Source organism: Runella sp., assembly GCF_027484545.1.
Taxonomy (GTDB): domain Bacteria; phylum Bacteroidota; class Bacteroidia; order Cytophagales; family Spirosomataceae; genus Runella.
In genome coordinates this window covers 15091-30440 of the sequence record NZ_JAIXST010000063.1, presented here as the reverse complement: position 1 = coordinate 30440, position 15350 = coordinate 15091, and the positions used below count along the sequence as shown (strand labels likewise).

Below are 15350 nucleotides of genomic sequence, written 5' to 3'. Positions count from 1 at the left end.
TCAGTATATTTACCATACTGCCAACTTTTTATAATAAGTGGTTTTGTTAACCGTATTTGTATTGTAAAATGAAAAAGCGTGTCTTCTGTAATTGGAGTGTATGGGTAGTGTCAGCGGCAATGCTAAGCGCCTGCGGAGGCAGCATTGATTTGCCTCTGGATGTACAAAAAGCGACGGCTACCTTGCCCGAAAAGGTGGACTATAACCTCCACGTAAAGCCAATTTTATCAGATAGATGTTTTGCCTGCCACGGGCCTGATAAGAACAAACAAAAGGCCGATTTACGTTTGGATATCGCCGATGCGGCATACGATAAAAAATGCGAGAGTGGCCTAAAAGCCATTGTAAAAGGCAACCCTGCCCAAAGCGACCTCGTTCACCGTATTTTATCAGAAGACCCCGATTACGTAATGCCTGAACCTTCGACCCACCTGACACTGTCGGCCGAAGAAAAAGCAACGCTTATCAAATGGATTGAGCAAGGTGCTGAATATAAACCGCATTGGTCGTTTGTAGCACCTGTTAAGCCCAAATTACCCAAAGTCAAAAATGAAGCTTGGGTTAAAAATGACATTGATCGTTTTGTACTCAAAAAAATAGAAGATAAAAGCCTGAAACCGCAGTCTGAGACACAAAAAACTACGCTATTACGGCGTGTCTATCTGGACTTGATTGGGCTCCCCCCTACTGCCGAACAGGTAGAGGCTTTCCTGAAAGACACTTCTCCCAATGCGTACGAAAAAGTAGTCAACCAATTACTACAAAACACCCATTTTGGCGAACATCAAGCAGCAGATTGGCTGGATATAGCGCGTTATGCCGACACTCACGGTTATCAGGATGACGGTCTGCGCACGATGTGGCCTTACCGCGATTGGGTCATTAAGTCTTTTAATCGAAATTTGGCGTTTGACCGCTTCGTTACTTGGCAATTAGCGGGCGATATGTTGCCTAATCCTCAAAAAGAACATTTGATAGCCACGGCTTTCAACAGAAATCACCAACAAAGTCAGGAAGGCGGGATTGTTCCGCAGGAATATTTTGTAGAGTACATTGCCGACCGGACCAATACTTTCGGAAAAGCCTTTTTAGGGCTTACGGTCGAATGTGCACGCTGTCACGACCACAAATATGACCCCATCAGTCAAAAAGATTATTATTCGCTGTTTGCGTTTTTTAACAATAACAACGAATACGGCCAAATTCCTTACAACGGCGAACCCAGTCCAACGGTTACGCTTCCTAAACCCGAAGCCGAAAAGCAACTGCGATTCATCAAAGAAAATTTGTCAGATGTTACTAAAAGTCAACTGAAAGAAGCCACCGCATTACGTCAACGGTTTGAACAATGGGTAGCCAAAGCCGATAAAGCACCGCTAATTTCTCCTCAATCTGCTTTAGTCATTGACGTTCCTTTTGATTCGATGGATATACGAATGGCGGGGGAGAAAAAAGATAAAAAACGACCGATTTTCAAGAATTTAGCCAATGATACGCTGAATTTTGAAACCAACGGTGATTTGGATTTTCTGCCCGTTCGAATCAAAAGCCCGCGTGGCAAAGGAGTGCGGCTGGTAGGAGAAAGTTTTATGCAAATACGAGGTATCAATGGTTGGGGGCAGTACAAAGAAGTACCTACTATCTCGGGCTTTTTTGAACGAAATCAACCTTTTACCGTGAGTTTGTGGGTAGGTTTACTTGACCCCAAATTTAAAGGGCCGCTGTTTAACCGAAACTTGGGCCCATTCAATGGCTTTAGAGGCTATGAATGTGAGCGATTGGAAGATGGTCATTTGGCTTTCAGAATAAGCAACGTTTGGCCCGATAATGCCATTGATTTTGAAACAGACTATGTACTCAAACTTAACCGTTGGGCACATATAACGATGGCTTACGATGGTTCAAGCAAAGCAAACGGGCTAAAAATTTATATTAATGGGCAACGGGCTACGGGAAGAGTGATGTCGGATGGATTACGGGAAAGTATACTTTGGGGTAAAAATCATACCAATTGGGGAGCAGGTGCGCCTAACTTTTCGATTGGTCAACGGCACGACTACAATTACAAAGGCTATGCGGTTGATGAATTGAAAGTCTTTGCGCGCGAACTGACTCCGTTGGAAGTTCACAGTGTGATTGGGCAAAAAGATTTTGTAAAAACAGCGCTAAAAACGCCAGCTGATAAACGTACCGATTTCCAAAAAGAAAGCCTTTTCGACTATTTTACTACCAATATAGACCCAAAAAATCAAAAACTGCTGGCCGAGCGGAAGCAACTTCTGAAAGAAGAAACTGACGTTTTGAACAAAGAAATTGACGTAATGGTCATGCGGGAACGCAAGTATCCGCGTAAGGCATTTATCCTCAAACGCGGTGCTTATGACGCACAGGACCAAGAAGTAACGGCTGACACGCCTGACCAATTTTTTAAGATTCCGAAAGATTTACCGCGCAATCGCCTTGGCTTGGCAAAATGGCTTATTCACGAAGAAAACCCACTTTTTGCGCGAGTAATGGTCAACCGAATGTGGCAGCGCTACTTCGGAAAAGGCTTAGTAGTATCAGCGGAAGACTTTGGCAATCAGGGAGATTTGCCCACTCACCTCGAATTACTGGATTACTTAGCTGTCAAATTTCGTGAGTCGGGTTGGAATTATAAAGCCCTGCAAAAGTACATCGTAATGTCGGCTACGTATCGGCAATCGTCGGTTTGTGATGATAAACTCCGTGAATTAGACCCCAATAATGCGTTGTATGCCCGTGGACCCAGCTATCGAATTTCGGCCGAACAGGTACGGGATGCAGCCTTGGCGGCAAGTGGCCTTTTGAGTTCAAAAATTGGCGGGCCCAGTGTTCATCCTTATCAACCCGACGGCATTTGGGAAGCATTGGCTACTCGAAATGCAGTACAATACGTTCAAAATCATGGCGATACACTATATCGTCGGAGTATGTACACGATTTGGAAGCGAAGTTCGCCCCCACCCATGATGCTCAACTTTGATGCTTCCGAGCGGCATTTTTGCAGTGTACGTCGTCAAAAAACCAGCACCCCGCTCCAAGCCCTCGTTACCCTCAACGACCCGCAATTTGTAGAAGCAGCCCGAGTTTTGGCACAGAAAAGTGTCGAAGGCAAAATGCAGAATGTCGAAGTAAAGAATCCGATTCGACAATCTGCATTTGACCCTCGACATTCCATAAATTATATTTTCAACTCACTCACGTCGCGCCCGCCGCGACAAAGCGAGTTGGAAGCCATGACGCAGTTGTACCAGGAGGAATACCAAGATTTTACAAAGAACCCCAAACGAGCTGATGAATTATTGAGTGTAGGTGAATATCCTGTGGATAAGTCATTGAATAAAAATGAATTGGCAGCCATGACGATAGTGGCAAGTACGATTATGAATTTTGATGAGTTTGTGATAAAGCGGTAATGCCTCATCCCCTGCCCCTTCTCCAAAATGGAGAAGGAGTGTAATAGGTTATGTTTAAAAATTGAAGAATTTAGCTACGATGGAAGATGCTTCAAAACCTGCCAGACCTCAGGACTATCCTTTTTTTCATCAGGCTAAAGCAAGTACTTTTCAAAATGCTGCACATTTACGAAAAATAGCAACAGAAGCTGAAAAAGTACTTTGGGAACAATTACGGGGAAGGAAATTAAACGATTTGAAATTTAGAAGGCAACATAGCATTCATCAATTTATAGCTGATTTTTATTGTCATGAACTGAAATTGGTCATTGAATTAGATGGGAGCATTCATCAGTTGTCAGATGTGGCTCAATATGATCAATATCGAGAAACACTTATTAAAGAACTGGGGCTAAAAGTACTGCGATTCTCAAACGATGAAGTTTTAAAAGATATAAACGCAGTGTTAAGCAAAATCATTGAATACAAAACTCTTTCGGAGAAAGAGCCAACGTAAATAAAAAGCCCTCCTCCAACATGGAGGAGGGTTGGGAGGAGGCATTATGAACGCATTAGAAGAACTGGAACAACATACCCACGACCAATTGAGTCGGCGAAATTTTTTATCGCAAGCCAGCATGGGGTTGGGAGCAGCGGCGTTTTCGTCGTTATTGGGGAATAATTCTGCTCAAGCTGCCAACAGCACAGGAGGTGTATTGGGAAAACCGCATTTTGCGCCTAAAGTAAAACGCGTGATTTATTTGCACCAAAGCGGAGCACCTTCCCAACTGGACTTGTTTGATTATAAGCCTAAGTTGGAACAAATGTGGGGCAAAGAACTGCCCGAATCTGTACGTAAAGGGCAGCGCCTTACGGGAATGACTGCCGGCCAAAGCAGTTTTCCGTTGGCTGCTTCGGCTTTCAAGTTCGCCCAACAAGGCCAAAGCAAGATGTGGGTCAGTGAAATACTTCCTTACATTTCTAAAATTACGGATGAGGCTACGTTTATCCGCTCCATGCACACCGAAGCCATCAACCACGACCCGGCTATTACCTTTTTTCAAACGGGCAGTCAGCAGGGCGGACGGCCTTCTTTTGGATCATGGGTAAGCTACGGTTTGGGTTCTGATAATCAAAATTTACCTGCTTTTGTGGTTTTACTCTCCAAAGGAAAAGGAGGTGACCAACCTCTTTATGCCAAGTTATGGTCAAATGGTTTTTTACCATCTGTGCATCAGGGAGTTGTTTTTCGCTCCGGACCTGACCCCGTATTTTACCTTAACAATCCTCCCGGTATTGACCGCACGAGTCGTCGTCGAATGTTGGATTACTTGGCCAAAATGCACCAAGACCAATACAAACAGGTACTTGACCCCGAAATAAACAGTCGCATGGCGCAGTACGAAATGGCCTATCGAATGCAAACTGCCGTGCCTGAAACGCTGGATATTTCCAAAGAGCCTGACTATATTTTTGACATGTATGGCCCCGAAGCCAAAAAAGCAGGAACGTTTGCCGCCAATTGCTTATTGGCTAGAAAATTGGCCGAAAAAGGGGTTAAATTTATTCAACTCTATCATCAGGGCTGGGATCAGCACGGAAATTTACCCAATGACATCAAAGTCATGGCTAAATCCGTTGACCAACCTTCGGCGGCATTGTTGATGGATTTAAAACAAAGAGGTTTATTGGATGATACCCTCGTTGTTTGGGGAGGCGAATTTGGCCGAGGTTCTTACTCACAGGGCAAGCTTACTAAAGAGAACTATGGACGGGACCATCATCCGCGTTGTTTTACGATTTGGATGGCTGGTGCCGGTGTAAAGAAAGGCTACATTCACGGTGAAACCGATGATTTTAGCTATAATATTGTTCGTGACCCTGTCCATGTTCACGATTTTCAAGCTACCGTGATGCACTTGCTGGGCATTGACCACGAACAACTTACCTTTAAATTTCAAGGTCGCCGCTATCGTCTGACGGATGTGCACGGAAAAGTGGTTAGACCTATTTTAGCGTAAAAAAGTTGATAAAAAGACAGATATTTGCTTCAATAAAAGCAAAAGACGATTCAATGGCAGTAAGCGAAACAGTCAACAGTGAAATTTCTAACGTAGAAAATATCCCTTTCCCTTCTATAACTCATCCAAAGTTTACATTTATTGACCTTTTTGCGGGCATTGGAGGCTTCCGAATGGCCCTTCAAAGTTTGGGGGGCGAATGTGTTTTCAGCAGCGAGTGGGACGAGCAGGCGCAGAAAACGTACAAAGCCAATTTTGGAGAACTTCCCTTTGGCGATATTAAAAAAGAAGAGACCAAGCAACATATTCCCGACGGCTTTGATGTATTATGCGGCGGGTTTCCGTGCCAAGCATTTTCCATTGCCGGACGTCGCGGGGGGTTTGAAGATACCCGAGGAACGCTGTTTTTTGATGTAGCTGAGATTATAAAACAGAAACAACCGAAAGCTTTTTTTCTGGAAAATGTGAAAGGGCTTCGAAACCACGAGAAAGGCCGCACTCTGGCAACCATTTTAGCCACCCTGCGGGAAGATTTAGGTTATTTTGTTCCTGAGCCCCAAATAATGAATGCAAAGGATTTTGGAGTTCCACAAAACCGAGAACGTATCTTCATAGTTGGCTTTCGCAACGATTTGGGCATCACGTCGTTTGACTATCCTGAAGCGAGTAAAGTTCCAGTGGCATTTGAAGATGTAAAAGAAACAGAACCCGTCTCTGTCAAATATTACTTATCCACTCAGTATCTATCCACTTTAGTAAACCACAAACAAAGGCACGAAAACAAAGGCAACGGTTTCGGCTATGAAATCATTGAGAATGAAGGCATTGCCAATGCCATTGTAGTGGGTGGAATGGGCCGTGAAAGAAATTTGGTGTACGATCACAGGCTCACTAATTTTGTCCCTGAAACCAAAATAAAAGGAGAAGTAAATCGCGAAGGCATCCGAAAAATGACTCCCAGAGAATGGGCAAGATTGCAGGGCTTCCCTGATGAATTCAAAATCGTTGTTGCCGATGCCTCCGCTTATAAGCAATTTGGAAATTCTGTGGCAGTTCCCGCCATTCGGGCTACTGCTGAGAAAGTAATTGACAAAATTCTTCCGTAGAAAATGTTCAGAAAGCAGAGTAATAACTACTCTGCTTCTGCTATTTCGTACTCATAATCTTCATCAATAGCGTATTCAAGACAGAGTTCATCCAATGCTTCCAAAAACGCATCGGGGTCTTCTACTATAATTTCAAAATTAGAAATTTCTAAGTATTCTACCCCTTCTTCGTCCTCAATCATCTCATAATCAAAATAATAATCTTCTTCTGATTCGACATATTCGAGGCAAAGTTCTTCCAACGCAGTGCTAAATTCGTCTTCGTCTTTTATCTGAATATAAAAATCGACGAGATACAAAGCATCTTCGTTATAAAACAGAGAATCGTCATCCTCTACCGCTACATCGTCATCGTAAGATAAATTTTCAACGGCTTTGATTATCCAGGAATCATGTCCATTAAAATCCTCATCCATTATATAAGCGTAAGGAATGTAGCAATATCCACTTTGGCCCCAATTTTCCCCCCACGAGTTTCGCACAATAAATACCTCGTCAGGATCCGAGTAACCCACACACAACATGGCGTGCCAACCGTGAGTATTGCGTACTTTATCTGACTTTTTGGGCATGATAACCCGCCCTTTATTCGACGTGGCTTTATCAAAAGAGTCAAATGTATTTAGGGCAAAAGCAATGGGATAACCATCGGCAAGCGCACTCCGCCAGATATCTAAATCGGTTTCAACGTATTCTGCTTCTACAATTTTAAAATTACTGCCGTGATTATACGAATCTTCGTCTGGCTCTTCAGTTAATATTTCTTCATCGTTAGGCCAAAGTTGTTCTGAACAGGCACCATATTCTTTCAGTGCCTCAATGGCATCCTGCATCATTGACCCGTTATCTTCGCCTTCTTCCCCTTGGTATTTTCGAGCATTATAGTAGATAAACAGCCTACTTACATCTGCCGAATCTCCCAATTCGCGTTTTGCCAAGTACTCATAAGCTCCGGCCATTGCATTGGCCACGCAGCTATTTCCTACTTGTACTTCTATACTGGTCAGGAATTTACGTAAATCAACTTTGGATGGTAAATTACGTTTTTTGGTGGAACGTTTTTGTACATCGTCAGGAACGGCACCAGCTCGGTACCCACCTATACGTGCGTGAAGTGGTTTCATAAAGTTGCAGGGTTTATTATTTTTTAAATAAGGAATCTACAAATTGGGTGCGATCAAATACCTGCAAATCATCCATTTTCTCACCAACACCAATGTATTTGACCGGAATTTTAAATTCATCCGAAATACCTATGACTACTCCGCCCTTTGCCGTACCATCCAATTTTGTAATAGCTAAAGCGGTCACTTCTGTTGCTTTCGTAAACTCACGAGCCTGAATTACCGCATTTTGCCCCGTACTTCCATCCAATACCAAAAGCACTTCATGAGGGGCATCAGGTAGCACTTTCTGCATAACCCGCTTGATTTTCGTTAATTCGTTCATCAAGTTTACTTTCGTGTGCAATCGTCCTGCCGTGTCTACAATCACGACGTCTGCTCCCATTTCTACGCCTTTTTTTACCGCATCATGCGCTACGGCCGCCGGGTCGGTATTCATTCCATGTTCAATCACGGGTACACCTGCACGTTGCCCCCACGTTTTAAGCTGATCCACCGCTGCTGCGCGAAATGTATCGCCGGCTCCCAACACTACTTTTTTACCGCGTTTATTGAACTGATGAGCGAGTTTACCGATAGTCGTTGTTTTTCCTGCGCCATTTACGCCTACCACCATAATAACGTAAGGCTTGGGAAGGTTCTCAGTTTCATAACTGTCTTTAATATCGACCGACTGATTTTCGGTCAGTAAGGCAGCAATCTCGTCGCGTAAAATAGTGTCCAGCTCACTGGTGCTTGTGTATTTATCGCGCGATACTCGGTCTTCAATTCGTTTTATAATCTTTACAGTGGTACCAACACCTACATCTGAACTGATGAGAATTTCTTCCAGTTCGTCCAGTACCTCTTCATCTACGGTGGATTTTCCAATGATGGCACGGCTCAACTTGCCAAAAAGACTTTCTTTTGATTTTTCGAGCCCTTTGTCGAGCGATTCTTTTTTTTCTTTAGAGAAGAAATCAAATAAACCCATGTTACGGTAGCGGGGCCGCCCGTGCGGCCGTTTACAGTTTATAACAGTTATTAAAACAGAATAACTTTTACTATCTTATTCTGCTACTACTTAACAAATGTACAACAAAAAAAGTCCCTCAAGGGGACTTTCTCAAATATCGTTGTGGTAACAGAGTATGCGGATTAGTTTTTCAACGCAGCCTGTACCTCATCGGTGGGAACGATGACCTCCTTAAAAGTGTAAGCGCCTGTCTTAGGTGATTTAATTGCTTGAATCACTTTGGCGTAAGTCTTACCACCTTCTTTTTTCAGGGTTGCAACTACTTTCTTTGCCATGTTAGTATAGTTTAGATTTGTTAATTGCTAATAGTCAATCGTTTAACAGTACCAATTAAGCGGCTAACGATTAACAAATGACGAATTATTTAATTTCTTTATGAACCGTTACTTTTTTCAAATACGGATTGTATTTCTTCATTTCAATACGAGCCGGCGTATTTTTACGATTCTTAGTGGTGATGTAGCGCGACATCCCGGGAACACCTGATTCTTTCTGAGCAGTGCATTCCAAAATTACTTGTATTCTGTTACCTTTCTTTGCCATTGCTTTGCTTCAATTTTCAAAACGGAGTGCAAAGTTACGGATAGTCAGGTAGAAGACAAAACATTTTCTTAAAATTTCGATAAAAATATTTGGTTAACTTTGTGAAATAAAGCACCTCTATCCAAAATTATGCGACTCAATCCGCGCATTACCGCTTTTTTACTTGCTCTGCTAATCTCAACTATTACGGTTGCATTTCTGTCTTTTGTAAATGGCGTAAACCAAAGTATGCTTTTTGTAGTAGGTTTAGCGAGTTTTTCTGCGTCTTTTTTTATGATTTTGTATGCTATCGAAATTTTGGTGTACCGAGAAGTAACCAAGATGCACCAAACTATTCAGCGACTTAAACTAAAAGACTTTAGCTTTCCTCGTAAAGAGATAGTAAGTAATTCAAACCCGCTAAAGAAACTTAATCAGGAAATTTTTGTCTACGTAGCCAAAAAGCAGCAGGAGATTGATGAACTCAAAAAATTGGAAGTATTTCGTCGAGAGTTTTTAGCGGATGTCTCGCACGAATTGAAAACACCCATTTTTGCTGCGCAGGGATTCATACTTACGCTGTTGGACGGAGCGATGTATGACGAAAAAGTGCGAGATAAATTTCTTCTGAAAGCAGCAAAGAGTCTTGACGGACTCGATGCTCTGGTGAAAGATTTGGTAGCACTCTCGCAAATGGAAACGGGCGAAATCAGAATGCACAAAGAAAAGGTGGATTTGCGATTGCTTACCTTAGAAGTATGTGAACAACTCGAAAACAAAGCCAATCAGCGAAATACCGTTTTAAAAATCAAACCAGATCAAATGCCACACGCTTGGGTAAAGGCCGACCCACAACGAATCTCCCAAGTAATGACTAACCTTATCGAAAACGCTATAAAATATGGGAATGATAATGGTAAGGTAATTGTACATTTTGAGGAAGATAAAAAACATTTTGCGATTTCGGTACGGGATAATGGCCCCGGAATTCCGTCGGAACATTTGCCCCGAATTTTTGAGCGTTTTTATAGAGTCGATAAAAGCCGTTCGCGTGAAAAAGGAGGGACAGGACTGGGGTTAGCCATCGTAAAGCACATTCTCAGTGCTCACGGTTCAAAAATCACAGTAGCCAGTAAAGTGGACAAAGGGACAACATTTACCTTCAAATTGGACAAAATGGAGTAAACGACTTATTTTACGGATTAGGCGAATTGAACTTTTTTGGCTTATTTTACACCCTTATTTCAAGAAAAATAGAAGTTTTCTAATATTAACACACTTCAAAAAGACGATTCTTGTATGAACATTGCACTTGTCACTGGTTCGGCCGGATTGATTGGAAGCGAATCCGTAGCGTTTTTTGCTGATAAATTTGACCTCGTTATTGGGGTAGATAATAACTTACGTCAATATTTTTTCGGTCAGGACGGTAACACGGAATGGAACCGTAATCGTATTCAGGACGCTTACACTAATTATAAGCACTATAGCGCAGATATTCGTGAAGTAAGCCAACTGGAACCCATTTTTAAAGAATATGGGGCTGATATTAAACTTATCGTCCACGCAGCAGCACAACCCAGCCACGATTGGGCAGCGCGTGAGCCTTTTACTGACTTTGGTGTAAATGCCGTAGGTACGCTCAATATGCTGGAAATGACTCGGCAGAATTGCCCCGAAGCAGTGTTTATCTTTACTTCTACCAATAAAGTATACGGCGATAATCCCAATTACCTTCCATTGGTAGAATTGGAAACTCGTTGGGAGATTTCGGAAGACCATGCTTATTTCAAAAATGGAATTGACGAACACCATAGTCTTGATCATACCAAACACTCGATTTTTGGAGCTTCTAAAGTAGCTGCTGATATTATGTGTCAGGAATACGGTCGCTATTTCGGAATGAAAGTAGGGGTATTTCGCGGCGGTTGCTTAACGGGTCCTAATCACTCCGGAGCGCAGTTGCACGGCTTTTTAGCCTATTTAATGAAATGTACAATTACCGGCAATCCTTACACCATTTTTGGTTACAAAGGAAAACAGGTACGTGATAATATTCACAGCTACGACTTAGTAAATATGTTTTGGCATTTTTACCAAAACCCACGCCCAGGCGAAGCTTACAATGCCGGTGGCGGACGTTATGCCAACTGCTCTATGTTGGAAGCTATTGCTATTTGTGAAAAAATCGCCGGCAAAAAATTGACGTATCATTATTCAGAGACTAACCGTATCGGAGACCACATTTGGTACGTAAGCGACTTAACCAAATTTAAGAGTCATTATCCGGATTGGAACTGGTCGTATGATCTCGAAAGCACACTTAGCCAAATTCACGACGGTATTGCCGCTCGCTTAGCATTACCTGTGTAACTGTTAAATGACTCCTAAATACGTCATACTCATACCACAATACAACGATTGGGAGGCGCTGAACCTGCTCATCGAACGCATTAACGAAGACGTAGCGGCCGATACACTGGCTGCTACGTCTTTGGTTATTGTAGATGATTGCTCAAGTCAGGATTTGGAACGATTGGCACCTTTCGGCGGTCAAAAAGTACAGATAGTGCGCCTTTACCGTAATCTTGGACATCAACGAGCAATAGCAATCGGCTTGTCCTACATTGCTAAAGAAGTAGCTTGTGACAAGGTGATTGTGATGGATGCCGATGGCGAAGATGCGCCCAAAGATATCAACGCCCTTGTGGCCGCTTCTAAAAAATCACCCGACCGTATTATTTTTGCCCAACGGACCAAACGTCAGGAAAGCTTTACTTTTCGGTTCTTTTACGGAATTTATAAATTCATTTTCAGGCAGTTGACGGGTAAGGTTATCACATTCGGCAATTTTTCACTCATTCCTCAACGACGCTTGCAGAACTTGGTGCGTGTATCGGAAATTTGGAACAACTTTCCGGGAGGGATTATTAAATCAAGGATTCCGTATGAGGCTGTCCCTACTGAACGCGGAAAGCGACTGGCGGGAGAAAGTAAAATGAATTTTGTATCGCTGGTTTTGCATGGCCTCAGTACGATTTCGGTTTTGATTGACGTAACAGCGGTTCGAATTTTGATTTTCTCCATTGGCATGTCGGTGGCAGCTCTGTTTGTCATTTTTGTCGTATTGTTTTTGAAATGGATCAACAATGCATCACCGGGCTGGGCATCTACGTTAAGTTCCGCTTTGTTGATTGTGGTGCTGCAATCCTTCCTGATTTCACTGTTTTTAGTATTTATGGTGTTACAATACCGCACCCAACAGCAATTTATCCCTGTGCTTCAATACCGTGATTTTATTGAAAAAGTAGAGGATATGGACAGTTCGCAGTCTTCAGTTCACGGTTTGTAGTAAAATGGGTCTCTAATTTATAACTAACAGATTACTTACTCTGTGCTAAGTTTCGATGATTTTCCCGTAGTTTACTTTGCGCTCGGCTACCTATTGGCGGCGGCAGTGGCATTGTTGGTGTATGGGAACAAAATCAGAATTCAGGAGCTCCTTTTTTTGGTAGCTTCGGGTACATTGGTGATACTGATGCGCTTACCAATCGTCATTTTCAATCAGGAAATAAATCCTGACGAAAGCCAGATGATTGCCCATGCTCTTACTTTACAGCAATACCCTATTTATTGGCAATCGGTGGACGGGACAACGATTGGCCCTTTGGACAATTATGTTTTACTTCTTCCTTCTTTTTTTGGAATTGCCATAAACTACACTTCTGCCAAGTTGGTAGGTTTGCTTTGTGTACTGGGAAGTTTGTGGTTTTTCTACAAAAGTGTTAAAAATTTCTTCAATGGTTCGGTAGCTCGTTTAGCCTTATTGCCACCTTTATTTTTAGTGACCTTCACACAGGATGCTGATTTTGTGCATTATTCGAGTGAACAATTGCCCGTGTTTCTGTTGAATTGGGGACTTTGGCTGTTGAGTAACCTCATCCCCAGCCCTTCCGCACGGGCGGCCCCGTCCATTTGGAGAAGGGAGCAAGCCAGTTTGCGTCCGGATTACAAATCCAGACGAGCATTAGCACTATCAGGGCTATTTTGGTTAGGCTTTGTGTTGGGAATGAGTCCTTTTGCTAAAATTCAGGTAGTCCCGCAAGCGGCAGTCATTGGGCTATTTTCATTGGTCTTTACTTTTCAACCTAAAAATTTCTTCAGGAATGCAGGCGCATTAATCGCGGGTGGGATAACTTTTCCACTGCTGATTATTGGTTGGGCAGCAGCTTATGGGGTTTTAGACGATTTTTGGGATTTTTATGTACTTGGCAACTTGATTTATGCAGGAGGCAGTTCAGTACTTGATTCCATTTTGAGAATACCGTCGTTCTTTGCCAAAAGTCCTGATTTTATAGTGTTTCTGATAAGTATAGGCTTGAGCTCATTGTTAGCCTTTTTTGTTCCTAAAAAGCTTCTGGACAATCAAAGCAAAACTCCTTTAACAATTATTTTTTTCGCCTGTTTTTGGTTAGTAGCTTCACTTTATGCCGCTACTAAATCAGGCAACGATTTTGTCCATTACTTGAATCTTTGTATTTATCCTTTTGGGTTAATAGGTGCATTCTTTATCAATAAAAACTTTAAAAATCAGCAGTTTAGCAGCTTAACAGCATTGCTTATTCTGCTACCGTTTACCTCGGTTTTTGGTTATAAAATACTTAAACATCAACCGCTGAACACCTATATGTCAACTGCTGATCACCGTGTGCCGGTCAGCAACGTTTCTAAATTGATATTGCAACATGCCACTTCCAAAGACCGTTTAGTCGTATGGGGATGGATGTGCCGTTATCACATTGAAACACAAATGCCTCAGGGAACGGCAGAAAATCATTCGGAACGTTGTATTTATCCGCATCCCATGCGTGAAAAGTACTATCAGCGCTACCTTTCAGACTTGGAGCAAAATCGCCCGAAAGTGTTTGTGGATGCAATCCCTAACAGTCTTTGGCTAAACGACCGCGCTACGCAAGCCCACGAAGCCTTTCCTAAATTGAATGAATTTATTACAAAAAACTACCATTTGGTGGGAGAAGTAGAACGAACCCGAGTGTATGTAAGAAATGCCGAACAATAAGTTGTGGTACCATTAAACTTTGACAAAGGCTATGCGCCCCAGTTCCGAACTTTGTCAAAGTTTAAAAGTTAAGCTAATTTTGAATCCTTAGAATATTCATACATAATGACACATACTCAATTCCTTGAATCGTTGGTTAGTCCAAATACGGGACAGCCATTACAAATTGCCGACAATGGCTTATCGCTCACCGCTCCCGATGGCACCGTTTATCCGGTATTGGATTCGGGGATTGTTGACATGGTTCACCCACGCGAATTGTTTGCCGACGATGCCCGTGAGCAATACCTGTACGACCAAGCTTATCAACGCTATGACCGAGGAGTATCTTGGGTTTTTGAAACGCTCAATCATTCAGATGAAGCGGCTACCCGTCAATTTATGATTGGGCTGATGGATTTAAAGCCCAGACAAACGGTGTTGGAAGTAGGGGCGGGAACCGGTAAAGATTCAGCATTGATAATTGACCAAATCAGCCCGGGCGGTACAGCAGTACTTTCAGACTTATCACCCAATATGTTACGATTGGCTACCCAAAAACTCCAACCCAAAGAGGTCGATGTGCATTATTTCTTGGGAAATGGTTCTTATCTACCATTTCCCGACGGAACATTCGATTCAGTTTTCCACTTTGGAGGTATCAATACATTTTCTGAGCGTAAAAAAGCGTTTGCCGAATTGACTCGCGTGGTGAAAGTGGGTGGCAAAGTAGTGATTGGTGATGAAAGTATGGCCCCTTGGCTGCGGAAAGAACCTACCTACGAAATTCTATGGAAAGCTAATCCTCTTTTTCATGCTGAAGTACCGTTTGAAGATTTGCCGGATAGAGTAGAAAACTTCAAACTCCATTATATTTTTGGTAACTGTTTCTATGTCATGCAATATACCGTGGCTGCCAAAGCACCTGAAATTGATGTTGAGTTGCCTATTCCGGGCAAGGATTTTGTGGATAACTGGAAACTGAGAGCAGAAAAAAGTGAATTAAAATAGAACACGGATTGAACAGATTTATACAGGTTTTAAAATCCGTATTATCTGTTCAATCCGTGTTCCATTAGTACTCAAA

Annotated in this window: 12 protein-coding genes and 1 pseudogene; 9 read left to right on the top strand and 4 right to left on the bottom strand. The window is 42.5% G+C overall.

Features of this window, described 5'->3' with window-relative positions:
• The first annotated feature begins 68 nt into the window (after positions 1 to 68).
• From Q0081_RS05905 to Q0081_RS05890, 4 genes and pseudogenes are all read left to right on the top strand, one after another.
• Positions 69 to 3437, top strand: coding sequence for a DUF1553 domain-containing protein (locus tag Q0081_RS05905; RefSeq protein WP_298350286.1), 3369 nt, complete (start codon positions 69 to 71; stop codon positions 3435 to 3437).
• A gap of 61 nt (positions 3438 to 3498) precedes the next feature.
• Positions 3499 to 3933 (top strand): endonuclease domain-containing protein, encoded by a 435-nt coding sequence (locus tag Q0081_RS05900; RefSeq protein ID WP_298350285.1) that lies wholly within the window; start codon positions 3499 to 3501, stop codon positions 3931 to 3933.
• 46 nt (positions 3934 to 3979) lie between these two features.
• Entirely contained in the window at positions 3980 to 5437 is a 1458-nt protein-coding gene (locus Q0081_RS05895) for a DUF1501 domain-containing protein (RefSeq protein ID WP_298350283.1), read from the top strand.
• A 98-nt stretch (positions 5438 to 5535) separates the two neighbouring features.
• Positions 5536 to 6543, top strand: a pseudogene (locus tag Q0081_RS05890) (DNA cytosine methyltransferase); the annotation flags it as partial.
• Between the two features lie 26 nt (positions 6544 to 6569).
• Here the strand turns inward: Q0081_RS05890 and Q0081_RS05885 are convergent.
• From Q0081_RS05885 to rpmG, 4 genes are all read right to left on the bottom strand, one after another.
• Positions 6570 to 7667 carry a C1 family peptidase gene (locus Q0081_RS05885; RefSeq protein ID WP_298350280.1) on the bottom strand — a complete coding sequence of 366 codons (1098 nt, stop codon included), beginning with the start codon at positions 7665 to 7667 and terminating at the stop codon, positions 6570 to 6572.
• A gap of 16 nt (positions 7668 to 7683) precedes the next feature.
• The gene (gene ftsY, locus Q0081_RS05880) at positions 7684 to 8640 is read right to left on the bottom strand and encodes a signal recognition particle-docking protein FtsY (protein WP_298350279.1); all 957 of its coding nucleotides are present in this window, start codon (positions 8638 to 8640) and stop codon (positions 7684 to 7686) included.
• A gap of 164 nt (positions 8641 to 8804) precedes the next feature.
• Positions 8805 to 8957: a DUF4295 domain-containing protein gene (locus Q0081_RS05875; protein WP_013927273.1), complete on the bottom strand. Its 153-nt coding sequence runs from the start codon at positions 8955 to 8957 to the stop codon at positions 8805 to 8807.
• A gap of 85 nt (positions 8958 to 9042) precedes the next feature.
• Positions 9043 to 9225 carry a 50S ribosomal protein L33 gene (gene rpmG / locus Q0081_RS05870; protein ID WP_298350277.1) on the bottom strand — a complete coding sequence of 61 codons (183 nt, stop codon included), beginning with the start codon at positions 9223 to 9225 and terminating at the stop codon, positions 9043 to 9045.
• Between the two features lie 129 nt (positions 9226 to 9354).
• Between rpmG and Q0081_RS05865 the strand changes: the two genes are divergently transcribed.
• From Q0081_RS05865 to Q0081_RS05845, 5 genes are all read left to right on the top strand, one after another.
• Positions 9355 to 10389, top strand: coding sequence for a cell wall metabolism sensor histidine kinase WalK (locus Q0081_RS05865; protein ID WP_298350276.1), 1035 nt, complete (start codon positions 9355 to 9357; stop codon positions 10387 to 10389).
• A gap of 114 nt (positions 10390 to 10503) precedes the next feature.
• The gene (locus Q0081_RS05860; protein ID WP_298350274.1) at positions 10504 to 11577 is read left to right on the top strand and encodes an NAD-dependent epimerase/dehydratase family protein; all 1074 of its coding nucleotides are present in this window, start codon (positions 10504 to 10506) and stop codon (positions 11575 to 11577) included.
• 7 nt (positions 11578 to 11584) lie between these two features.
• A complete protein-coding gene (locus Q0081_RS05855) occupies positions 11585 to 12556 on the top strand; it encodes a glycosyltransferase (RefSeq protein WP_298350273.1) in 972 nt (323 codons plus the stop codon).
• Positions 12557 to 12598: 42 nt separating this feature from the next.
• Positions 12599 to 14284 (top strand): hypothetical protein, encoded by a 1686-nt coding sequence (locus tag Q0081_RS05850; RefSeq protein WP_298350271.1) that lies wholly within the window; start codon positions 12599 to 12601, stop codon positions 14282 to 14284.
• Positions 14285 to 14389: 105 nt separating this feature from the next.
• Positions 14390 to 15274, top strand: coding sequence for a class I SAM-dependent methyltransferase (locus Q0081_RS05845; protein ID WP_298350270.1), 885 nt, complete (start codon positions 14390 to 14392; stop codon positions 15272 to 15274).
• The last annotated feature ends 76 nt before the right edge of the window (positions 15275 to 15350 follow it).